Origin of the sequence: Tianxiuia mixotrophica, from assembly GCF_050596425.1 — a bacterium.
Taxonomy (GTDB): domain Bacteria; phylum Bacillota; class Clostridia; order Peptostreptococcales; family Acidaminobacteraceae.
On sequence record NZ_CP192292.1, the window covers coordinates 1,289,117 to 1,312,538 of the forward strand.

The window sequence follows — 23,422 nt, forward strand, 5'->3', positions numbered from 1 at the left end:
CAAAATGAAATCATCTAAGTCATCAATTGTAAATCGACTGACGCGGTCTATAGTGCTTATAATTGTATTACAGACCATTATTTTGGGTGCCATTCTAATTGGTGGCGGCGTCATTCGACAAGCAAATTTGAACGCATATCAGCTTTTTCATGATAAGGTGACAAATCGAAAGTATTATATTGAAACTGAAATGAAGAATAAATGGATCAATTTTGATCCTTACCTTAAAAACATAAAATACAGTCTAGAGGAAGAGTATTCTTTAAATGAATCTATCACTCAAGAGCTTATTGATGTCATTAGAAACACCAGGGTTACAGGTGCCTACCTTATGTTGCTCCCGAGTAATGGAATCGAAGCACATTTGCCATCCATATATTTAAGGGATTATGATCCCATAATGAATAGTTACGCTTATGATGATATATATATGGTCGCTGGTCCAGCTGAATTGGCAAAGCGTTTTAACATGCCACTAGACCAACTTTGGCGTCCTTATTTTAATGTTGAAGATGGACATGCAGACTTTCTGAAAAAGCCATATGACAGTACTATGGTCACATCAAGGGTTGATCTGCTCGGCTACTGGAGCAAGCCCTTTAATTTGGAAGAAGGCGATATAGATGTCATAACCTATTCCATCCCATTTTTGAACACTGAGGGGGATGTTATAGGCATCATGGGCATAGAAATATCCTTAAGTTACTTATATGATTTCTTGCCAACCAATGAATTGCAACCTCAAGATTCACTGGGATACTTAATCGCATACAGGTCAAATGAGACGGCACCCCTTAGACCAATTGTTATGAATGGGGCCCTACAAAAGCGAATGATTCAGGAAAATGAAGCTCTAAGTTTAGATAGTGTCAATCCTTCTATGAATTTGTTTCAACTAACCAATCATTTGGGAAGTGAAAATATATATATGGTCACTGAAAAAATAGGCCTATATAAGAATAACACCCCCTTTGAAAATGAAGAGTGGTTTTTGGTGGGTATAATGCGAGAAGACCACCTGCTAAGTTATAGCAATCGGATTAAGCAAATACTTTGGGGAGGCCTTTTGCTTGCGATCCTCATTGGGACCACAGGGGGCATTTTGGTTAGTTATCAGATGACAAGACCTATAGTAACCCTAGCTGAACAAGTGAAGAGATCTGGTGGGCGAAACCTCTTCGAATTCGATAGAACGGGTTTTGATGAACTTGATGAACTTTCTTCTGCGATTGAACGCGCCCATGAAATGTCGGTGGAATCTGCGTCAAGACTTTCAAAGATTGTCAATATGACAGAGGTGCCTATTGCCGCTTATGAAATTGATAAAGAAAGTAGAACCTTCTCTGTGACAACCAATTTTGGAAAAATTATAAGCCAGGACCACATAGAATCAGTCACCTATGAGGCGTTTATAAAGGCGCTGGAAAGTAAGCTGATTAAAGTTGATGGAGAGCCTGACATTTTTAAAGTTATATCAAAGAAGGACAAGTGGATAAGACATCGCCGGTCTGAAACAGACAATATGATCATTGGAGCGATCGTCGATGTGACGCAAGAATTTATGGAGAAAAAACGCATTGAACACGAACGAGATCATGACCATTTGACAAACATACTTAACCGCAAGGGCTTTGAATGGGAGTTTGAGGCATGGTATGCGAGGGCGGTACAAAACACATGTGCCCTCATCATGTTTGATCTGGACAATTTAAAATCTGTCAACGATCAGTTTGGACACGAATGGGGAGACAAGTACATTGTAACCTTTGTAAAGTCTCTAATGACCATAGGACCATCTGATAAATCAATTGTGGGTAGAAGGTCTGGGGATGAGTTTGTATGCCTTCTTTATAACTATGATTCAAAGGATGCGGTTCGGAAAATTTTAAGTGATTTTTATGAGAAATTAAGTAGTGAACCCTTGGTCTTTCCTAATGGGACGCAAAGACCCGTGGGTGTGTCGGGAGGGCTTATATGGATAGAAGATCACTCTCTTGAATACAAGACACTCCTCCACAAGGCTGATGAAGCTCTGTATCATGCCAAAGCATCAGATAAGGGCATGTATTATGAAAGTCAAAACATATGATGCAAATACGCTGAAAAGCCCCAGGTAATAATCAAATGACCTTGATATTTACCGGGGGTTTTCATTTTACAAGGCTTAAAAAGTTAACCCTTGACTCTGGATCAACTCCAGGGTTTATACTGTACTCAGAGGTGATATAAATGAAGAAATCTCTTTCTGATAAGGGATATATTTCCATTGGTCATGCGTCAAAGCTGCTCAATATGTCCATCGACACAATTCGATACTATGAAAAAATTGATTTGATACCGCCAATAAAAAGAAGAGACAGTGGTTATCGAAAGCTTGATTTTACTGACCTGCTTCATTTGAAAGGCATTGCCTACCTGAGGCAGTGTGGTCTTTCTACTGATGAAATTAAAAGTCTCTTTTCAAAACCAGAATCAAAAGACCAGGTCATAACAAAAGCTCTTAAAGAACTCGATCATAAAATATCAGCACTGCAAGCGTCTAAGTCATTTCTACTCGAAGCCAGAGCAGAACTCCAAAACTTCGAAAAAAGCAAAAAAATGTATGCATCCGAAAGCATAAATCAAAGGTTTGTGCCGCTTTCTACCAGAGCATTTTCTCTGAAAGATTACTTGGAAAGTGATGACATAGCGTGGCTAATTCCAATTGATGACGAGAATTTAGAGCTTGTACAAGGTCAGTTCGTTAAAGACGATACAAAAGAAAGTGAGCAGGTTAAAGACACGCTCTATTTGACAAAAAGTTTTGAGTTTACAAATGATGATGACGTAGAAGATGAAATCTATGCCCTTGTAAAATATGCCCTTGAAAGGGGACATAAGATTGCAAGCCAGGTGTTTTTAACGATTTATAGCAGGTCGTCCTGCTTCACAGGCATTTCTCTTGCAGGCAAACTTTTCTTAGAAATTGAAAAGGAGGGACATGGAAGTGCAGATTAGAAAAGGTTTTGATGAGAAGGATAGGTCACAAGCGACAGCTATATACCTTAATGCTTTTAAAAGAAAATTTGAAAATCTAATTGGCGAAGAAAAGCTGATTCAGGGTCTGTTTGAAAAAGCCCTTGACCCGACGTACTGTGTATGTGCCTATGAGGATGATAAAATAATTGGAATTGCGGGATTTCATGAAGGCAGTCATGGATTTGTAGACATCAAATACGGAGATTTTATCAAGATGTTTGGTTGGTTTTATGGCACTTGGAAAGCGGTCATAACCGATACGCTCTTCACAAGAAAGCCCTCATCCACCGATGTGTTTTTAATGGATGGCATTGCTGTAGATTCCAACTATCGGGGGCTGGGCGTTGGTAGCAAATTGTTTGACGCTCTTATAAGTTATGGACAGTCCACAGGATATAAATATATTCAGCTGGATGTGATTGATGAAAACCCAAGAGCCAAAGCCCTATATGAGAGACTTGGTTTTGAAAAAAATCCTATGAGAGAGTGTCTAGTTTGTTCTCAGATCGTATTGGAGTGTCTGGTGTGACCACTATGGTAAAAGAATTGTAGGGAGCCTATGAAAAAAATAGCAATACTCGGTCTAGTAATAGGACTTTTAATGATGTTATTTGTATTTGATCGACTAGAAAATTTTCAAATTGCATATGGGTCGGCGGAAGAAATAAGCTTTACAAGTTCAGGACACAAGCTTTCAGGGACCCTGTATTTGCCGGATTCTCCGCCCCCATATAACGTGGTTTTTTTTATACATGGGGATGGCCCCAAAGACAGGACATCAAATGGAGATTACGTCTTCATTATGAACCACTTGCTTGATGAAGGCCTAGCCTGTTTTTCCTATGATAAAGCAGGGGTAGGGGGCTCGCAGGGAAATTGGCTAGAACAAACAATGAAGGACAGGGCCATAGAGGTCGAACGTGCCTTAGAGGTTCTAAAGGACAGACCTTCAGTTCATAAAGTAGGACTGCTGGCGTTTTCTCAAGGGGGCTGGGTCATTTCTGAAATAGCCCAGTCTAAGGCAGACTCTGACTACATGGTTCTTGTTGGTGGTGCTATTGACTGGCTTGATCAACACATGTATTATGAGTCAAAGTTTGCACAGACAATGACCTATACGGAGACTGAGAGAAAAGCCTATCTTGACTATGTTAAAACCTATGACAAGTTTATTGTAGAAAACGACTATAAGGCATACAAGGCTTATGTGTCTAAGTTTGACTATGATAGCCCCATGTCTAGGGAGCGCTTCAACTTTGCCCACATAAATTCTGGGGCCAATGCGACATCGGGGATTGACCATATTAATGTGCCCTTCTTAGGTTTGTTCGGTGAAGATGATCAAAATGTAGATGTTCAAAACAGCTATAAAACTTACAAAGAAATTTTTGACCAGAGGGGCAAGGCTGATTATAAGCTTATTATTTTTCCAGAAGCCAGCCATAGTCTTTTAAGAAGCCAGTATGAAGGCAATGAAAATAGGCTTATAGCCCATAGCATTCTCTTTGGGGATAAAATTTTCGTCAGGGACTATCTTCAGACCCTTAGTGAATGGATCATTCAGCAGGAGGGCTCCAGTAAAAAGTGAATCGACTCTGTCGACAGTATAAAGCGATGCTGTTTATTAAAACAGCATCGCTTTATGTCCAGAAATCTTGTACAATATAAGCATCATTTACAAGTGCATCATCTCTGGAGGACACTGATGAAAAATAAAAATACGAGTCTTTTAGAAATACATCTGGCCGTTTTACTTTTTGGCGTCTCAGGTTTATTTGGAAAACTTTTGGCCCTGCCATCCATGATCATTGTTCTTGGCCGAGTCTTTTTTTCAAGCACTTTTCTACTTATTCTGATTTGTGTCTTAAAGAAAGATATGAGGCTAAAGGAAAGAAAGCATTACTTGTACTTGATTATACTTGGGGGCGTTCTTGCCATACACTGGACCAGTTTTTTTGAAGCCATTAAGGTATCCACAGTGGCTATTGGGCTATTAACGTTTTCCACATTTCCTGTCTTTGTCACCTTTATGGAACCCTTGTTTTTTAAAGAAAAGATTAGACTGTCAGACGTGATTATAGCCATTGTTGCTTTTGGTGGAGTCATCCTTGTCATTCCAAAGTTTACAGTGGAGAGTGCTGCCGCACAAGGTGCGCTTTGGGGCATACTCTCTGGCTTCACCTATGCAATTTTGTCTATATTAAATAGAAAGTACGTTAAAGACTATTCCAGTACAGTGATTGCCTTTTACGAGCAGATTATTGCAACTGTTTTACTGATGCCTTTTATATTTGTAGAAAGTCCCGCTATTAGTATGAGAGACATTGCTCTACTTATACTACTGGGAACGGTATTTACGGGGATTTCCCACACACTTTTTATAAATGGACTTAAGAATGTCAAGACCCAGGCAGCTGGCATAATTTCAACCCTAGAACCCGTTTATGGTATAGTGTTTGCCACTATCCTATTGGGAGAAATCCCTTCCATGAGGGAGTTGCTTGGTGGTGCGATTATTTTGAGCACTGTTTTTTATTCAACTGTAAAATCCAAGTGATAAAAGAGAATATTCAAATCAGAATAAACAAACTCAAATAAATGAGCCCCTTATTTTCTCACATGAAAATAGGGGCATTTTTATTTGGGATGGTAAATCCTACGGTCTTACTAAGATATAATTTAATTCGATATGTAAAAAAATGAAATAGAATACTTTTATTAGACTTTATCAGTCCAACTCACTTATAATGACGATGATATTTGTAAAGAATTGATCTTAACTGAGCGACATGCAAAATATCATTCAAGGAGCCTCGGTCTACACTATATAGATATATAAGAATGAAAAATTCTATATAAGGCATGGCGAAGGCATAGATCTGTAGTTTTGCTAGTGCCTGATTAAGAAATACGGAAATAAAGCAAATGGCAATGGGGTGAGTCTATGAAGCGAAGCAAGGAAATAATATTGGTGTCGCACTGTATTTTGAATGCCAATTCTAAGGTTGAGGGTCTGAGCGAATATTCAGGCATGGTTAAAGAACTTGTAAGTTTAATCTTTGAAAGAGGGGCTGGCCTGGTTCAATTACCGTGTCCTGAAATGCATGTTTATGGAATCAGAAGGTGGGGACATGTCAAAGAACAGTTTGACACACCGCATTTTAGACAGGAATCAAGAAAAATTCTGAGCCCCCTTGTAGATCAAGTTGAAGACTACATAAAAAACGGATACCGCGTTCTGGCCGTGATTGGTATAGACGGGAGTCCAAGTTGTGGGGTCTTTAAGACTTGTAGCGGCAACTGGAGGGGGGAGCTTTCAACAAGTGAAGGCCTTGAAGACATGCTCAGTCATGTTTCATTGATTGAAGAACCTGGTGTGTTTATGGAAGAGCTTCAGAACCTCTTTATAAATAGAAAACTGGATATACCATTCATCGCTCTTGACGAAATGAATATGTCTAGTGGCATGGAAAAAATACAAAGTATACTTAGATCCTAGGGGGAAGAAAATGTTACAGCAATTAAAAAAAGTGGGTTTGTTTGCATTGATCATGGCATGTGTTTTGACGCTTGCCGCTTGCACGGGTTCAAATAGTGAAGTGTCGGCGAGTGGGAACGAAAATCAAGTCGAGGACCTGTCCTGGTCAAAGATTGAAGAAAAGAATGAATTGGTGGTAGGTCTATGTGCAGCATATCCACCATTTGAATCAAGAAATGAAGAAACAGGAGATCTTGAAGGCTTTGACATTGATCTTGCAACAGCTCTTGGTCAGGCTTTAGAAACACCTGTGAAGGTTGAAGACGCTGAGTGGCAAGCCCTTCTTGGGGGACTAAATAAAGGTGATTTTGACGTTTTGATCACTTGCATGTCTAAAAAAGAAGCTGCTGTTGAAAATGTGAACATGAGTGATGTATATTACAATTTGAACGATGTCATTGTTGTTCGAGAAGGCTACGACGCCATTCAATCAAAAGACGATCTAAAGGAAAAAACAGTGGGCGTTCAGCTTGGATCGGGTAGTGAGCAGATCGTTGATAAAATGGAAGGTCTTAAAGAAATCAAACGATACAATTACAATCCAGAAGCCTTTATTGATTTAAAACATGAAAGACTTGATGCGGTTGTTGTTGGTTATGCGTATGCAGTGAACCATATCAAAAAAGAAGGTGGCTTTGAAGTTGTCGACACACCTGTTGAATCAGCGGAAATCGTTATGGTTATGCGTCATGGAGAGGATGCTTTGACTGAGAAAGTGAATGAAGCCCTTCAAGCTGTTAAAGAAAACGGTGCCTATGACCAAGCCATCAGCAAATGGCTAGAAGTGAAATAATGAATTGGAATAAGGGTGAACCTTGGTTTGCCCTTTCTTTATTGTAAGGGAGCTTGCCATTGAAATTTCATATAATATTTGATAATCTCACATATTTATTAAGAGCAACAGGTGTTACGGTGAAAATTACATTGTATGCATTTATCGTGGCAGTATTCTTGGCCTTTTGCATAGGCACTTTGAGATCAAGAAAGAATTTAGCACCGATTATAAGCTGGATGCTTTCATTTTACATAGAAGTTTTCAGGGGCACGCCACTGCTTATACAGTTGTTTTTTATATACTATGGTTTGCCATCTATTGGACTCAACATGTCCAGTTTTACAGCCGCTGTTGTGGGCTTGTCCTTAAACAGTGCCGCATACATGGCTGAAATAATACGGGCCAGTCTGTTATCGGTGGATAAGGGGCAGGAAAAAGCGGCTTATGTCCTGGGGTATTCTAATTTACAAACTCTGTTTCACATTATATATCCTCAAGCCATTCGCATAGCCCTTCCATCACTTATGAATGCATTTTCAACCTTGCTCAAGGAGAGTTCTTTAATTTCTGTCTTGGCCATTACTGAGTTAACCCGTAGTGGTCAACTGATCTACACAAGGACGTATAGGGCTTTTGAGATTTATTTGACACTGGGACTGATATATTTTCTGCTGACATACTCAGTTTCACAAATATCCAAACAAATTGAAAAGCGAGTCAGTATAGCCTACGAAGATTAGGAGGTTTTCATGAGGCGTAACCCCGTTTTATCCATACAGGGCTTGAATAAAAGCTTTGATGACCTCCATGTCTTGAAGAATGTTGATATGGAAATTTACAGTGGAGACACAGTGGCCATCATCGGTTCAAGTGGTTCTGGAAAAAGCACACTATTACGATGTATATCAAACCTAGAACAAGCCGACAAAGGGTCTATTGTTTTAGCGGGCACTAGTATTGATGCCCTAAGGTGCGATAGAACCCGGAGTCAAAAGGTGGGGATGGTCTTTCAGCACTTTAATTTGTTCCCGCATTATTCAGTGGTTGAAAACATTTATAAACCGCTTGTAGCTGTACAAAAAATGCCAAAAGATGAGGCCATTAAAATTGCAAATCAACTCCTTGAAAAAGTAAGATTGATGGACAAGACAAGTGCATTCCCACAGCAGTTATCGGGTGGGCAACAGCAACGTGTTGCCATAGCCCGCGCCCTTGCTATGAAACCAGAAATAATGCTATTTGATGAACCCACATCAGCCCTTGATCCAGAACTCAAAGGCGAAGTTTTGCAAGCAATACGAGACTTGACCCGTGAAGGCATTACAATGATTGTTGTGACCCATGAAATGGAGTTTGCTAGGCAAGTGGCTGATCGAGTTGTATATATGGATGAAGGCAAAGTTATTGAAGAAGGCGAAACCGAGACGTTTTTTATGTCCCCTCAAAATGAGCGGACTGTTCAGTTTTTAAACAAGTCATCATAGGAAAAGAAGAAATAAGTATGAATAGGTAGAATTGTTACTGATTTAAGTTTGAGGAGGTATTATATGAATGGTTCGGCATTAGGCAACACACGTGCAATGGTCTTTGCCTCTATGGGCATTGTCATTAACATTGTTTTAGGCACAATTGTACAGACGTTTCAAATACCACTGCTCTTTTTAGATACCATAGGCACAATACTTGTGAGTGTTGTTTTAGGACCTTTTGCAGGGGCCTTGACAGGTGGTTTAACCAATGTGATTCAAAGCATGATCACAAACCCTAAAGACATTCCATTTGCTGTGGTGAGTATCGCCATAGGCCTTATTGTCGGTTTTGTGGCCAAAAAGAGAAAATTTGATTTTAAAACAGCCTTTGGAACGGGTCTTATACTGGCTGTGGTTGCACCTCTAATTGGCACGCCGATTGCAGTCTTTGTTTATGGAGGCCTCACTGGTGGCGGGACAGATCTAATCTTTGCATGGATGCTAGCCAGCGGATCAAAAATATTCACAGCAGCCTTTATACCAAGGGTGGCAGGTAATATTATCGATAAGATTGCCAGCTGTCTAATTGTGGTTTTACTCATTAAGCGTATTCCCAATCATCTACTGGATAATATGAATGTTCAGGACCAATCAGGTCGCTAAAACACTGATTGTTATTATAAAAAACCAGCGTGAAAGTTCACGCTGGTTTTTTGCTTGGATCGCTTGTAAAACTATAAGTTAAGGGAAGGCAATCTTTCTAAATGAGATTTTTTAAAGAAGGTTCAATATCTCTAGGGTCAACAGGCGATTCAAAGCGTTCAACCACATTGCCCTTTCTGTCTACTAGGAATTTTGTGAAGTTCCACTTGATGGCATTGCCCATCGCAAAAGTTGGAAACTTTTCATCAATCATGGCCTTGAGCATCTTATTGCTTGGGTTTGACATATCAAAGCCTTCAAATGGAGCGGCTTCCTTCAGGTATTCAAATAGGGGATCGGCCTCGGCACCATTTACATCAATCTTATCAAACGTTGGGAAATCAACCCCGAATTCTAGGGAGCAAAAAGACTGAATTTGATCGTTGTTGTCAAATTCCTGGTTCATGAACTGACCACATGGGAATCCAAGAACGAGGAAGCCTTCATCCTTATAGGATTCGTATAAATTTTGAAGGTCCTTAAATTGCGGTGTGAATCCACACTTGCTTGCTGTGTTGACAATGAGAAGGGGTTGACCTTCATAGTCACGAAGGGAAATAGTCTTTCCATCCATAGTTTGTACATTAAAATCGTAAATGTTCATGTGTATTCTCCTAACTAAGCGTCTTGTAAAATATCATTCAATAATCCTCGTCATAAGATAGTTAGATATTTAAGAAATTAAAATTCCATATAAGCTATGACGGGTCTAATCTTCATTCATGGAGCAAAGCACCTTATCAAGGTACTTCTTGAGCATAATAAGATCCTCAATGTCGCCCTTATAATCCCCAAGCAGTTGGTCGGGCACATCTACAATTTGCTCTTTTAAAAGAAGCCCTTTTTGAGTCACTTCAACAATAACCTGCCTGTCGTCATGAGGACTTCTGTATTTATTTACATAGTCCATGGAAACCAGTTTTTTTAGAACCGGAGTCAATGTTCCCGAATCTAGGTGAAGTCTCTTTCCAAGTGATTTGAAATCAATCTTTTCTTCCTCCCAGAGCACAAGCATGGCAACGTACTGGGTATAGGTCAGATTATGCTTTGACAATAGGGGCTTATAGAGTTTTATAATTTCTCTGGACAAAGCATACAAGGGAAAGCACAGTTGATTGTCTAGTTTTAGTTTTTCAAAGTTATTCATAAACCCACCTTTTGATTTTGTTAAATTTAATTGAGCTAAATCAAAATACATTTTTATTATATACCTTTCAATGAATTTGTCAAACTCATTTTACGAGATGTGTATGAATCTCTTCTGCCTAAACGTGGTCTTTATGTTTCTTAGGTGTGGAATCTGGTGTGCCTGCAATGAATAAGGCGTTCATCAAGTGGGTATTTGTAGTGGGTGTCCTTTAATAAAGGTTGACAAGTTTTAAAATAAAGCCTAATATAAAATTGACCCCCTAGGGGAGGGGTATCTTGAGCGGTACTAAAACTATCAAGCACCCTTGCTATACCATATATAGATATTTAAGAATCAAAAATTCTGTATATGGTATAGCAAGGGTACAGATCTGTAATTTTGCAAGTCGCTCAGATTAAGTGACTTAGATTAAATTTTATAAAGATAAAAAATTATGCGAGGTGTTAAGATGGAAAAAGTCCTAATTATCGGTGGTGTGGCGGCAGGCGCCACAGCAGCCGCAAAAGTAAGAAGACTTTCAGCAGATGCTGAAATTACTATTTTAGAAGCAGGGGCAGATATTTCCTTTGCCAACTGCGGCCTACCCTATTATATTGGTGGGGACATAGACAGCCGGTCAAAGCTTATACTTCAAAGTCCTGAAAGCTTTAACGACCAGTACCGCACAGCTGTTTACATCCACACGCAAGCAACTCAAATTGACAGGCAAGCTAAAGTGGTTCATACCCTTAACAAGCAAAGCGGTGAGAAGAAATCATTTGAATACACAAAACTTATTCTAGCCCAGGGGGGAAGACCCATTGCACCGCCACTTCCAGGTGCAGATCAGGATCATGTTTTTAGCCTGTGGACCCTTGATGACATGGACAAAATAGACAATTATATTTCTGATAATGCGCCAAAGACTGCCGTGGTTGTGGGTGGTGGATTCATTGGTCTTGAAATGTCGGAAGCTCTTGCCAAAAGGGGCATGAAGGTATCTGTTATTGAAATGATGCCCCACGTTATGGGGATTATGGAAGCGGAAATAGCAGGCTTTATACAAGAGGAACTTCAAGCTTATGGTGTTGATGTTTTCACGAACAGGGCTCTTAAATCAGTCGGTGCGAAAAGTGTACAACTTAGTGATGGCACACAAGTGTCTGCTGACATGGTCCTCATGTCTGTTGGTGTTCGTCCAACCCTTAAACTGGCTCAGGAAGCAGGTCTTGAACTTGGACCAGCTGGCGGACTGCTCGTTGACACGACGCTCAAAACGAGCGATGACAACATATATGCTGCTGGTGACATGATTGAACTTGAGCACCGTGTTTTAGGCAAGAAGGTAAGAATTCCTCTGGCTGGGCCAGCGAATCGACAAGGACGGATCGCAGCAGAAAATGCCATGGGACATAGGCATGAATACAAGGGCTCGATTGGAACATCAATTGTTAAAGTCTTTGAAGCGGTTGCGGGCATTACGGGTATTTCCTTAAAGGCGGCAAGAGCTGAGGGCATTAATGCCGATGCCATAGTTGTCCATAAGGAGAACCACACCACATACTATCCGGGCGCTCAATTGGTTTCGGTGCTTGTTGTTTATGATAAAGACACAGGCACTGTTCTAGGAGGACAGACTGCAGGGTATGCAGGTGCTGACAGGCGGCTTGATGTCCTTGCCACAGCGGTTGCCGCAAAACTTACAGTTTCTGATCTTGCAGATATGGACTTCGCATACTCTCCACCACTGGGAAATGCCAATGATGCAATAAACATGGCGGCATACACAGCAGAAAATAGGATGACAGGCTTTTCGCCAGCCTTGACTGTGAACGAACTTGATGACTTTTTAAAGACAAACAAGGCCTTTTGGATTGATGTACGAGATGTATTCTCTTATGAGAATGCCCATGTGGACAAGGCCCTCAACATCCCTCTTGAAATGCTTTCTGGCACACTGGATCAACTGCCTAAAGACCAACTTATAGTTCTTTATGACAAGACAGGGAAGAAGGGACACCAAGCGCTCAGGACCTTAAAAGGGGCAGGTTTTAATAAGGTGATTAATGTAAGTGGTGGATTTGTCAGCTTGTCAAATTACGTCCGCTCAGTAAGACCTGAAAGCTTTACACTGGATTTGCCAAAACCACAAAATAAGCAGATCGGCCAAGCCACTGAGAAAGAGGAAGGCGGGGCTCAAAAGGAAAGTGAAAACAGCCAAGGGAATGCACTGGCTAGTGAAGATGTAAATGCACCTCTGATTATAGATGTGCGTACGAAAGAAGAGTTTGACCATGGGGCTTATCCAGGCGCAATCAATATTCCCCTCGATGATTTAGAAGACAAATTATCAGAACTGGGAAGCCTTGACAGAGAGATTATTCTCTACTGTGCATCTGGGGCAAGAAGCGCTTATGCCCTTAGAATGCTGAAATTTAACGGTTTTACCAATGCTGAAAATGGTGGTGGCATTGCAAGAATGATGGCGCGCTATAGAAATTCGGCTATGTAAATATAAAGTGGCTCAGACCTATCGGTCTGAGCCACTTTTTTAAAGACAAATATCTATTTTTTAACCATAATGCACTCAGAATGTCCCGAGTCCTCATTGATTTGAGTGTCGATTATGTCAAAACCGCGCCTAATATAGAATTCAAGAGCCTGGGTGTTTTCCTTATAGACAGCCAGTGTCAAGTTTCCATAAGTCTGGTAGGCATACTCAAGGAGTTTTCTACCAGTGCCCTTGCCTTGATGAGAAACGGCAACGAAAAGGGCACCAATATAGGATTTATCCAGAATGCTGATAAAGCCCAAGAGTTCTCCATTCTCAGTGTACACAAATGTATCACTTTTGGGGATGTATACATCTCTTATGAGAGCATAGTTTTTCTGCCAGTAGGCTTTTGAAATAAAGGGGTGGCCCTTGATTGTGGATTCCAGCCACAAGTTCATGACCCGGTCAATTTCCTGTGGGTTAGTCTTTAACTTTCTGATCATCATAATACTCCTTGTTGATATAGATTCATTAACTGTCTAAATTCACAATAAGATTAGATGGGCTTCTGTGCATAAGTACCTCGCTTTAATTTTAATAGCTCTAGACTAGCACAAGTTAGGTGGACTGACAACGCATGTTGGAATAAAAATATGTTGGATCGTCTTGATTTTGCCAAACCTGCAAAGTGATTTAATATTAGTGAAGATAGCATATAAGAAATTATTAATGCAGACGATTATTTTCCCCAAAATTTCAATCTTTAGATTCACGAAATTTAATAGGACAATAGCGTATATTAGATTTTCTCTGTGTGTTAAAATGGTTTTAGTAAACAATGTGACTTATTTTAATAATATATAGAAACCATTGTCCAGTAAAAAGATAAATAGGGATGTTATCACTCTACTTATTATAATCTGGTAAGATAAGCCACGGATACTACAAAAACCTGAAATGCGTTAAAGGATATGATAGATATGAAAAAACTCACAGTGGGCATATTGGCGCATGTTGATGCAGGGAAGACAACCCTGTCTGAAAGCATGCTTTATTTGAGCGGCAAAATTAGAAAAATTGGTCGTGTGGACAATAAAGATGCCTATTTAGACACATATGAACTTGAAAAACAACGGGGTATAACCATCTTTTCAAAACAAGCCGTCATGCAGTTTGATGATACGGAAATCACCTTGCTCGACACACCGGGACATGTGGATTTTTCCGCTGAAATGGAAAGGACACTGCAGGTTTTAGACTACGCCATATTGGTGATCAGTGGAGCTGACGGTGTTCAAAATCATACGAAAACAGTATGGGAACTCCTTGAGTACTATAAGGTACCAACCTTTATATTTGTCAATAAGATGGACCAAGCCGGAACAAGCCGGGACTTTGTGATGGCGTCCATTCATAAAAATTTAAGTGACAGGTGTATTGTCTTTGATGGAGAAAGTAATACGAATGAAGGGAAGCTTTTAGATAAAGAGAGCCAGTTTAAAGAAGAAAGGGATGAAACCCTGGCCCTATGTGATGAAAGGGTCATGGAAAGTTATATTGAAACAGGACGCGTGTCGGATGAACAAATACAGAATCTTGTTGCAAAGCGAAAGGCCTTTCCTGTCTACTTTGGATCAGCCTTAAAACAAGAGGGCACCAAGGCCTTTGTTCAAGGGCTTATTCAGTATTCAAAAAGAAAAGACTACCCCAGTGCATTTGGTGCCAAAGTTTTTAAAATATCCCGTGACGAAGATGGCAACAGACTGACCCACTTAAAAATCACAGGTGGACAAGTCAAAGTCAAAGACACCATTGAACTTATGGAGCAGTCTGAAAAAATAAATCAGATTCGTGTGTATTCAGGCGAAAAATATCATACAGAAAGCACCCTTAAAGCAGGCGCAGTATGTGCTGTAACGGGTCTTAGCTTGACAAGGCCAGGACAGGGGCTGGGCACAGAGAAAAAGTCAACAGCTCCTCAACTAGAGCCGGTTTTATCCTATCAAGTGGTCTTGCCTGATGATGTCAGTGAAAGACAAATTCTTCCCAAGCTAAGAGAACTGGAAGAAGAAGAACCAGAACTTAGGGTGCTGTGGAATGAAGTTCACCAATCCATTCATATACAGGTTATGGGAGTAGTACAACTGGAAATTCTTCAGTCTTTGATTGAAGAGAGGTATGGAGTGCTTGTTAGCTATGGTCATGGAGAAATAGTCTATAAGGAAACTGTCGCCAGTCGGGTGGAAGGCGTTGGTCATTTCGAACCCCTACGTCATTATGCTGAAGTCCATCTGCTTATCGAGCCTGGTGAAAGGGGCAGTGGGATGACTTACGGCACCCGTTGCAGTGAAGATATTCTTGATAAGAATTGGCAGAACCTTGTCCTGACCCACTTGAATGAGAAGACCCACACAGGGGTTTTAATAGGGGCACAGTTGACCGATGTAAAGGTAACCCTTGTATCTGGTCGTGCCCATAACAAACATACCGCTGGGGGGGACTTCAGACAGGCGACTTTTAGGGCCCTACGCCAAGGGCTTATGGAAGGTGAATGTCTCTTACTTGAGCCCTATTACAAGTTTAAACTTGTTCTTCCAGAGCAAATGGTGGGACGGGCCATGACCGATGTTGATAAGATGTATGGAACTTGTACTTTGGAACAGACCGATGGTGAAATGGCAATCATAAGTGGAGTGGCTCCCGTTTCTAGGATGCAGAATTACCAACAAGACCTTCATGCTTATACAAAAGGAGAAGGCAGACTTTCTATTGCAGTAAAAGGCTATGACATTTGCCATAATGCGGATGAAATTATTGAGCAGGTGGGGTATGATCCCGAGCTGGATGTTGGCAACCCGACCGGCTCAGTCTTTTGTTCTAAGGGGACGGGCTATTACGTCCCATGGGATGAAGTTAAAAGCCATATGCATGTGGAGGCCTATTTAAAAGCAAAAAAAGGACTTGAAGATGAAAAGAATCTTGAACCAGCAGACAGGGGTTCTGACGATTTTATCAGTCTAGAAGAAATTGATTCCATAATAAACAGCACCCATTTTGCCAACCAGGGGCGAAAGAATATTTGGAAAAGAAAAGGCAGTGCTAAAGAAAGTCACTACCTTTCACTTGCAAGTCCAAAACACTCTTATCAGAGCCGAATCAATACGGAATCAGATGAAGAGTACCTTCTTGTTGATGGTTATAATATTATTCATGCATGGCCTGAACTCGAAGAAATTTCTCGCGAAAGCATGGAAGGGGCCAGATTAAAGCTCATTGATATTTTAAGCAATTACCAGCCCATCAGAAAATGCAAAATCATGCTTGTATTTGATGCCTACCGCGTTCAGGGACGTAAAGAGTCCGTTGAAGAAGTAAACAATATACAAGTTGTTTATACAGGTGAAGCCCAAACAGCAGATCATTTTATTGAGAAGTTTGCCCATGCCAATAAAAGAAACTATAAAATCACTGTGGCCACATCAGATGGTCTTCAGCAAATCATCATCAGGGGGGCAGGGGCCAATCTTCTTTCTGCCAGGGACTTAAAGCATGCTGTGGACATAGCTGAGGAAAGACTGCACTCAGAGCATTTGAGCGGAAAAATTAAAGTAAAAGACACCTTGTCAGATGCCTTGCCAGATGAAATAAAAGAAAAACTCCAGGCTGATATGAAAGATGAAAACAGTCAGTAAAATATATTGGAGTAGGATCAAAAGAGCCCTAGGGCAAAGAAATTAGACGATATTCACAAGTTTGCTAAAGAATTAAAAGTAGATATAAAGTACCGACCAGTCCATGGATCTTCGTTAAGAAGACACCATGGACTTTTTTAATGGTTTTTATATGCCAAAAAAAGGGTAGATTGCAATTAAGGCAAATCCTATTTAATAGCATGTTTGATAATAGGAAAAACCATAAACACCATATATAAATTTCACAGTAACTTGAAGGGGGCAGACCATGAAAGGCCAAAAAACACTCATAATAGATGACAACAATGAAAACCTAAAAGTGGCAGCACGCATCTTAAAAAATGACGATTTACAGATTATTGTTTCCAATAATGCCAAAAAAGGCATACAAATAGCGAAAGAAATCAAACCAGATCTAATTTTGTTGGATATACAAATGCCTGAAATGGATGGATATGAGGTGTGTCGCACCCTTAAAGAAGATGAAAGTGTTATGGATATTCCTGTGATTTTTATGACTGCCAGCACCGACGAGAGGTCTATAAAAGAAGCTTATAGGTCAGGTGGCGTTGACTATATTGTCAAGCCCGTTAGAAAGTATGAACTCATTTCTAGAGTGCAAACCCATCTAAAACTATCACAAGTTATTAAGGAGCTTGAGCTGGCAGCCGTGACGGATGGTCTAACTGGGCTTTTTAACCACAACAGGATATTTGAAATTTTAGATCATGAAATAAAAAGGTCCGTTCGCTATAAAGAGCCATTTTGCATTCTTATGGCGGATATTGATAAGTTTAAAAGTGCCAATGATACATATGGTCATCATTTTGGAGATGATGTCCTAGTCAGTGTTTCTAAATGCCTAAGAGAAACAGTTCGTGAAACTGACTATGTGGGACGGTATGGGGGAGAAGAGTTTCTCATTATCATGCCAAACACAAGCCTAAATGCTGGAAAAGAAGCAGCGGAACGTATTAGAAAAAAAGTTAGTGAAATTGACTTTGACAACGACTTCAAATTGACCATTAGCGGTGGTGTCATTGAATTTGATGAAAGTCTTTCAGCCCTTGAAATGGTTGACAAGGCTGATGAATTTTTATACCTGGCAAAAGAGAATGGAAGAAATCAGATGGTGAGTGAATAATGGATAAAAACGAACTGGTTTTTTATGAAAACTTAATTGAAAACGCTTCTTTTGGTTTTGCAGACCATGAATTTATTTTCGACGAGAATGGCCTTCCTATAAATTATGTCTTTAAGAGAGTCAACAAGGCTTATGAAGACATTATTGGTATACAAAGAGAAGACATCATTGGCAAGAGGGTTACAGAATGCTTTCCAGATATGGATAAGGATAATTTTGACTGGATAAATTTTTTCGCTGAGGTGGTGAAAAGCGGTCAAAAGACAGAAATCGAACAATATGCCATGAATATGGATCGTTGGTTTCGTGTGGAAGTGGATCCTTACTCGAAGACCTGCTTTTCAATAATTTTTACAGATATCACCAATGAAATGATCAAACTCCATGAAGTGGAAAAACAAGAAAAGTATTTTCAGCAAGTTCTGCTTTCTATTCCCGACATTCTCCTATCGGTTAATGCTAAGGGGGAAATATTAAATTGCAATATTGGGCAAGACTGTAAAAGAAAAGAGCCTACATCAAATAAATCCCCTAGGCGATTTGATCAGATGTTTGACGAGAACGTATCTAAAAGGCTGACTGCCTATGTTCAAAAATCAATAGAAAAAAATGAAAAATACATCATCGAATATGAATCACAGACCGGTGGAACACTTGAATCCTATGAGGCTCAAATCGTACCTCAGTCTTCTGAAGAAGCCATTGTTCTCATTCACAATATTGATAGAAGAAAGAGTATGGAAGTTGAAATTGAAAAAAACAAGAGAAATTTAGATCAATTCTTTAAACAGTCGACTGTAGGCATTTTTTTTATGATGCTTGACGAGCCCGTTGCGTGGAATCATGACTCTGATAAGGAAAAACTTTTAGACTATATATTCAGCCATCAGCGCATTACCAAGGTTAATCAAGCCATGTTAAATCAGTATGTTGCAAAAGAAGAGGATTTTATAGGGCTCACCCCCAATGATTTCTTTGAACATGACATAGAAGCTGGTCGGGCTCTATGGAAAGATTTTTTTGACACTGGTCAACTCCATATAGAAACCGATGAGAAGCGATTTAATGGCGAAGACATGTCTGTGCTTGGAGACTATGTATGCTTTTATGATGACAAAAAAAGAATCACAGGGCATTTTGGTGTTCAAATCGATGTGACAGATCAGAAAAAGGCTGAAGAAAAATTAAGAGAAAGTGAAGAGCAACTCAGACTGACCCTAGAGGCCACAGGCGAGGGCATATGGGACTGGGATATAGTAAATGATAGTATAAACCATAATACCAGATGGTATGAAATATTGGGGATTGAAGAAGAAACACACGATCATTCTGTTGAATTCTTTTTAGAATGTATATATGAAGGTGATAGGGCGTCAGTACTCGAGCGGGTTAACTCATGTTTAGAGGACGATTCTGTTTATGAAAGTGAACACAGAATGGTCAAACCGAGTGGTCAAGTTATTTGGGTTTTAGATAGAGGGCTTGTTGTATCAAGGGCGCCGGATGGCCAACCCCTTAGAATGCTGGGAAGTATTTCTGAAATCACACGTAAAAAAGTCCTTGAAGAACAAATCAAACTCACAAGGGACCTGTTTTCAGCAGGACCAGTTTTTATAGTGGTATGGACCGTTGATGACCAGCTATCCCTGACCTACATTTCAGACAACGTCAAAGAGCTTCTGGGATATGATAAATCTGAGATTATGCATCCAAATTTCAAGTTTAGAGACATTATCCATCCAGAGGACTACGAGAACTATATGAATAGGATCAATGACTATATTGAAAATAGCCATGAGGACAACCACTTTGAACAGTCCTATAGAATTAGGTTAAAAAGCGGGGAGTACCGCTGGTTTTATGACTTCTCCATGCTCTCTATGAGTGAAAATAACAAGGTAAGTGAAATTAGGGGCTACCTATATGACCAAAGTTATCAGAAGGATATTGAAAAGGACCTTGAAGAAAAAAGTTTCAGGCTGGACAGCATCATAAACGGAACCAATGTGGGCACATGGGAGTGGAATGTACAAACTGGCGAGACGGTTTTCAATGAAAGATGGGCAGAGATGATAGGCTACAGCCTAGATGAGTTAAGCCCCACAACCATTGACACCTGGATGCAGTATGCCCATGTAGAAGACTTAGAAGCCAGTGGTCAAGCACTGAATAACCATTTCACCGGCAAAATCCCTTACTATGATGTGGAAGCTAGAATGAAGCACAAAAATGGAGATTGGATTTGGGTCCATGACAGGGGGAAGGTTGCCACCTGGACGGAAGATGGCAAGCCCCTTATGATGTACGGCACCCATCAAGATATTACTGCAACCAAAGAGAATGAACGAAAAGTGAAGCGCTTTAGTGAACTGCAACAGATTATTTTAAAAGTTTCCAAAGACTTTATAAACGCCGATATTTCTAAGTTTGATGAACTCACCCATGCAGCCCTAAAAGAGCTGGGTCAATTTGTCAGTGCTGACCGGGCCTATATATTTACTTATGATTTTAATAACAAGACAACTTCCAACACCTTTGAATGGTGCGAAGAAGGCATTTCAGAGGAAATCCAAAATTTGCAAGATGTGCCTCTGGATTTTATTCCAGACTGGGTGGAAACCCATAAACGCAAGGAGGCCTTATATGTCTATGATGTGAGTGGGCTTACAAGGCCAGAAGATCAGGGGATTCGGGACATATTAGAACCCCAAGGAGTACAAAGCATTTATACCCTTCCTCTGTTTAAGAAGAATGATCTCATTGGCTTTATAGGCTTTGATTCAGTAAGAGAAAAGCACAGGTATGCAGAAAAAGAAAAAGCCCTTCTGACCATATTTGGCGAAATGTACGTCAATTTTAGTGAGAGAGTCAAAATCTCAGAAGAACTAAAAATAGCAGCCGAGCAGGCCAAGTCAGCAAGTGTGGCCAAGTCAGAGTTTCTTGCCAACATGAGCCACGAAATCCGCACGCCAATGAATGCGGTTCTTGGTTTTTCTGAAATTCTTAAGGGCTCATTAGAAGATGAAAAACTGCTCAACTATGTAGAAGGCATTCATGTAGCAGGTAAGAATCTGCTAAATTTAATTAATGATATTTTAGACTTGTCAAAAATAGAAGCAGGCCATATGACCATTTCCACTGAAGAAATTCGAGTGAAAAATGTCCTGCAGGAAATGATGGATCTCTTTAATATGAAGGCCAGAGAAAAGGGCATTGATTTGATATGTGACCAGGATGAAAAACTTTCAGCCTTTATTACAATTGACGAGGTGCGCGTAAAACAAGTCCTACTCAACCTAATTGGTAATGCTATGAAATTCACATCGGAGGGCATGGTCAAGATCACTGCGGAGGTGCTTAGACAAGGGGACGAAGATATGGACATTGCTTTTCGTGTCAAAGATACGGGCATAGGCATTCCTGAAGATCAGCAGAAGAAAATTTTTGACGCCTTCACCCAGCAAGATGGTCAAAGCACGCGTAAGTACGGTGGCACGGGCCTTGGGCTGGCTATTTCACGCAAGTTGGCTTCGATGATGGGCGGGGAAATCACACTGGAAAGCCAAGTGGGTCAAGGCTCTCAGTTCAGTCTGGTCTTAAATAACATAGCTTATAGAAAGGCCGCTGTGTCTCCTGATGAAGATCTTGTCAAAGTCAAAAAGGAAGAACAATATGTTTTTGCGCCTGCAAGGGTTTTAATTGCAGAAGACATATACTCAAATATTGAGGTTTTGCTTGGTCACTTAAGAGAGTATGAATTTGAATTTTTTATATCAGAAAATGGCAAAGATGCCCTAGAAAAAGCCAAAATCTACAGGCCAGACATTATATTAATGGACATGCAAATGCCTATTATGAGTGGCTATGAAGTCACCAAAAAATTAAAAGAAAATCCAGACACCAAGGACATGACGATTGTGGCAGTGACTGCTTCCGTTATGAAGGACGATGAAATGCGCATAAAAGATATATGTGATGGCTACTTAAGAAAACCATTTATCAAGAATGATCTCTTGTTTGAATTGTCAAGACATCTAGAGCATGATCTTGTGACAAAGCAAGATGTAAGTTCTAAAAATAATAAAATAGGCAGTCAATATGACCTTCCTGAAGCGTTGAAAGAGGCTATTGAAGAAAAATTCATGGACCGGTGGGCTTCAATAAACACACTCAAAATCGGTACAGACATTCAAGCGTTTGCCTTGGATCTTCTTGAATTCTCTAAACAGAATAAGGCTGAAGATCTTGAGAAGTATGCTCAAAAACTATACGATTATGCAGATGAGTTTGACATTGAGAAGATGGAAGTGCTCTTTGAAGATTTTTATAACATGGTTGTGGGATCAGAAGGTGAAGAAAAAGTGAATTAATTAGATGGTTATATCTAAATTGAGGTTGGTAAAAGGGGGAGAGCTTATGTCAGAAACAGTTCAGGGGCTGATACTGGTTATAATATTTAGCTTGGTCAATTGGGGGCTATACATTTATCGCGGTAAGATGACCTATAATAAAAAAACATACTACACACTCGTGTCACCAGATGAGTTCACTGCAGATGAGAAGGAGGTCTAGTTCATGTATAATCTAATGGTATACATCTTTATTGGACTATTTCTTGTCATGCTGGTGCAAATTATTCTGATCAAGGTGAAGGGGAATTCAATTGACCATATGGAGAATCAAGACCGTATTGATGAACTCATGTCTTATATTAAGGCTGGAAAAGGGTCCTATGTGGATGCATCAGGACGAAATGTTCTTATGATAGCCGCGGCAACCAACTATTATGGAAAACGTGGTGAAAAAAACTATTTAGATGTTGTAAAGACAGCGGTACAGGCAGGTATAAGGGTAGATACCAAGTCGTTGGTGGAAGAAAAAACAGCCCTCTTCTATGCCCTTTCCAGTCCAAGTGGCCGTGAGGTGGCAGAGTATTTACTGGCCTGTGGTGCAAACTCTATGGCGACTGATAAGAAAGGTCGCATTCCATTGTTTGAGAGTATAAAGAGAAATGGGTCTGGTGCCTACGACCTGATGGTGGAAAAAACATCTGATATAAACCATCAGAGCCAAGAAGGGGTCACGGCCCTTATGGTGGCTGCTAGATATATGAATATACCTGCCATACACGATTTGTTGGATCGCGGCGCCAATGTCAAACTCGTGCAAAAAGATGGGCTCAACGCCTATGATATTGGTGAAAAACATAAAAAAGAGTTTTATCAACGTAGCGGGGACAGTGCCTCATCGAATAATGATGACAAGCATAATCATACAATTGATGAAGTTGTACGCAAGCTCTACTGCGCTGTACATGACAAACCTTACAAAGCAAGAAAGTTTGTTCCTAGACAAACAGAGAACATGGCGGATGATTTAGACTAGAAAAATATAGAGGTCAGTATCATAGCTTAAGGCATGAAAAACTCAAGTAATAAATCCGTAGGAGGGACTGAAGACA

General features: G+C 40.2%; 19 protein-coding genes. 16 read left to right on the forward strand and 3 right to left on the reverse strand.

What is annotated here, in order from left to right:
- The first annotated feature begins 4 nt into the window (after window positions 1–4).
- From ACQ4KW_RS05675 to ACQ4KW_RS05720, 10 genes are all read left to right on the forward strand, one after another.
- Window positions 5–2,089, forward strand: a complete 2,085-nt coding sequence (locus ACQ4KW_RS05675; protein ID WP_430885565.1) for a diguanylate cyclase — start codon at window positions 5–7, stop codon at window positions 2,087–2,089.
- Window positions 2,090–2,229: 140 nt separating this feature from the next.
- Window positions 2,230–2,997 (forward strand): MerR family transcriptional regulator, encoded by a 768-nt coding sequence (locus ACQ4KW_RS05680; protein WP_430885566.1) that lies wholly within the window; start codon window positions 2,230–2,232, stop codon window positions 2,995–2,997.
- Window positions 2,987–3,547, forward strand: coding sequence for a GNAT family N-acetyltransferase (locus ACQ4KW_RS05685; RefSeq protein WP_430885567.1), 561 nt, complete (start codon window positions 2,987–2,989; stop codon window positions 3,545–3,547). Before ACQ4KW_RS05680 ends, ACQ4KW_RS05685 begins: the two co-directional genes overlap by 11 nt.
- Window positions 3,548–3,577: 30 nt before the next feature.
- A complete protein-coding gene (locus ACQ4KW_RS05690; protein WP_430885568.1) occupies window positions 3,578–4,606 on the forward strand; it encodes an alpha/beta hydrolase family protein in 1,029 nt (342 codons plus the stop codon).
- Window positions 4,607–4,723: 117 nt separating this feature from the next.
- Window positions 4,724–5,575: a DMT family transporter gene (locus ACQ4KW_RS05695; protein ID WP_430885569.1), complete on the forward strand. Its 852-nt coding sequence runs from the start codon at window positions 4,724–4,726 to the stop codon at window positions 5,573–5,575.
- 387 nt (window positions 5,576–5,962) lie between these two features.
- A complete protein-coding gene (locus ACQ4KW_RS05700; protein WP_430885570.1) occupies window positions 5,963–6,517 on the forward strand; it encodes a CD3072 family TudS-related putative desulfidase in 555 nt (184 codons plus the stop codon).
- A 10-nt stretch (window positions 6,518–6,527) separates the two neighbouring features.
- Entirely contained in the window at window positions 6,528–7,349 is an 822-nt protein-coding gene (locus ACQ4KW_RS05705) for a substrate-binding periplasmic protein (RefSeq protein ID WP_430885571.1), read from the forward strand.
- Window positions 7,350–7,408: 59 nt separating this feature from the next.
- A complete protein-coding gene (locus ACQ4KW_RS05710) occupies window positions 7,409–8,071 on the forward strand; it encodes an amino acid ABC transporter permease (RefSeq protein WP_430885572.1) in 663 nt (220 codons plus the stop codon).
- Window positions 8,072–8,080: 9 nt separating this feature from the next.
- On the forward strand, window positions 8,081–8,815 hold the full coding sequence (locus tag ACQ4KW_RS05715) for an amino acid ABC transporter ATP-binding protein (protein ID WP_430885573.1): 735 nt from the start codon (window positions 8,081–8,083) through the stop codon (window positions 8,813–8,815).
- A 63-nt stretch (window positions 8,816–8,878) separates the two neighbouring features.
- Window positions 8,879–9,463 (forward strand): CD3073 family putative ECF transporter S component, encoded by a 585-nt coding sequence (locus ACQ4KW_RS05720; protein WP_430885574.1) that lies wholly within the window; start codon window positions 8,879–8,881, stop codon window positions 9,461–9,463.
- A gap of 97 nt (window positions 9,464–9,560) precedes the next feature.
- Here ACQ4KW_RS05720 and ACQ4KW_RS05725 read toward each other — a convergent pair whose 3' ends face one another.
- Together ACQ4KW_RS05725 and ACQ4KW_RS05730 are read right to left on the reverse strand one after the other, a co-directional pair.
- The gene (locus ACQ4KW_RS05725) at window positions 9,561–10,106 is read right to left on the reverse strand and encodes a glutathione peroxidase (protein ID WP_430885575.1); all 546 of its coding nucleotides are present in this window, start codon (window positions 10,104–10,106) and stop codon (window positions 9,561–9,563) included.
- 105 nt (window positions 10,107–10,211) lie between these two features.
- On the reverse strand, window positions 10,212–10,649 hold the full coding sequence (locus ACQ4KW_RS05730) for a MarR family winged helix-turn-helix transcriptional regulator (RefSeq protein ID WP_430885576.1): 438 nt from the start codon (window positions 10,647–10,649) through the stop codon (window positions 10,212–10,214).
- A gap of 451 nt (window positions 10,650–11,100) precedes the next feature.
- Between ACQ4KW_RS05730 and ACQ4KW_RS05735 the strand changes: the two genes are divergently transcribed.
- Window positions 11,101–13,143 carry an FAD-dependent oxidoreductase gene (locus tag ACQ4KW_RS05735; protein ID WP_430885577.1) on the forward strand — a complete coding sequence of 681 codons (2,043 nt, stop codon included), beginning with the start codon at window positions 11,101–11,103 and terminating at the stop codon, window positions 13,141–13,143.
- Between the two features lie 53 nt (window positions 13,144–13,196).
- Here the strand turns inward: ACQ4KW_RS05735 and ACQ4KW_RS05740 are convergent, their stop codons facing one another.
- Entirely contained in the window at window positions 13,197–13,628 is a 432-nt protein-coding gene (locus ACQ4KW_RS05740) for an N-acetyltransferase (protein WP_430885578.1), read from the reverse strand.
- A 477-nt stretch (window positions 13,629–14,105) separates the two neighbouring features.
- Here ACQ4KW_RS05740 and ACQ4KW_RS05745 point away from each other — a divergent pair, with 477 nt between their 5' ends.
- The 5 genes from ACQ4KW_RS05745 (at window position 14,106) to ACQ4KW_RS05765 (ending at window position 23,346) form a co-directional block, all read left to right on the forward strand.
- The gene (locus ACQ4KW_RS05745; RefSeq protein WP_430885579.1) at window positions 14,106–16,817 is read left to right on the forward strand and encodes an NYN domain-containing protein; all 2,712 of its coding nucleotides are present in this window, start codon (window positions 14,106–14,108) and stop codon (window positions 16,815–16,817) included.
- A gap of 268 nt (window positions 16,818–17,085) precedes the next feature.
- Entirely contained in the window at window positions 17,086–17,961 is an 876-nt protein-coding gene (locus ACQ4KW_RS05750; RefSeq protein WP_430885580.1) for a GGDEF domain-containing response regulator, read from the forward strand.
- Window positions 17,961–22,331: a PAS domain-containing protein gene (locus ACQ4KW_RS05755; protein ID WP_430885581.1), complete on the forward strand. Its 4,371-nt coding sequence runs from the start codon at window positions 17,961–17,963 to the stop codon at window positions 22,329–22,331. The genes ACQ4KW_RS05750 and ACQ4KW_RS05755 overlap by 1 nt, the downstream gene beginning before the upstream one ends.
- 46 nt (window positions 22,332–22,377) lie before the next feature.
- Window positions 22,378–22,533, forward strand: a complete 156-nt coding sequence (locus ACQ4KW_RS05760; RefSeq protein ID WP_430885582.1) for a hypothetical protein — start codon at window positions 22,378–22,380, stop codon at window positions 22,531–22,533.
- Between the two features lie 3 nt (window positions 22,534–22,536).
- Window positions 22,537–23,346 (forward strand): ankyrin repeat domain-containing protein, encoded by an 810-nt coding sequence (locus ACQ4KW_RS05765; RefSeq protein ID WP_430885583.1) that lies wholly within the window; start codon window positions 22,537–22,539, stop codon window positions 23,344–23,346.
- Window positions 23,347–23,422 lie beyond the last annotated feature (76 nt).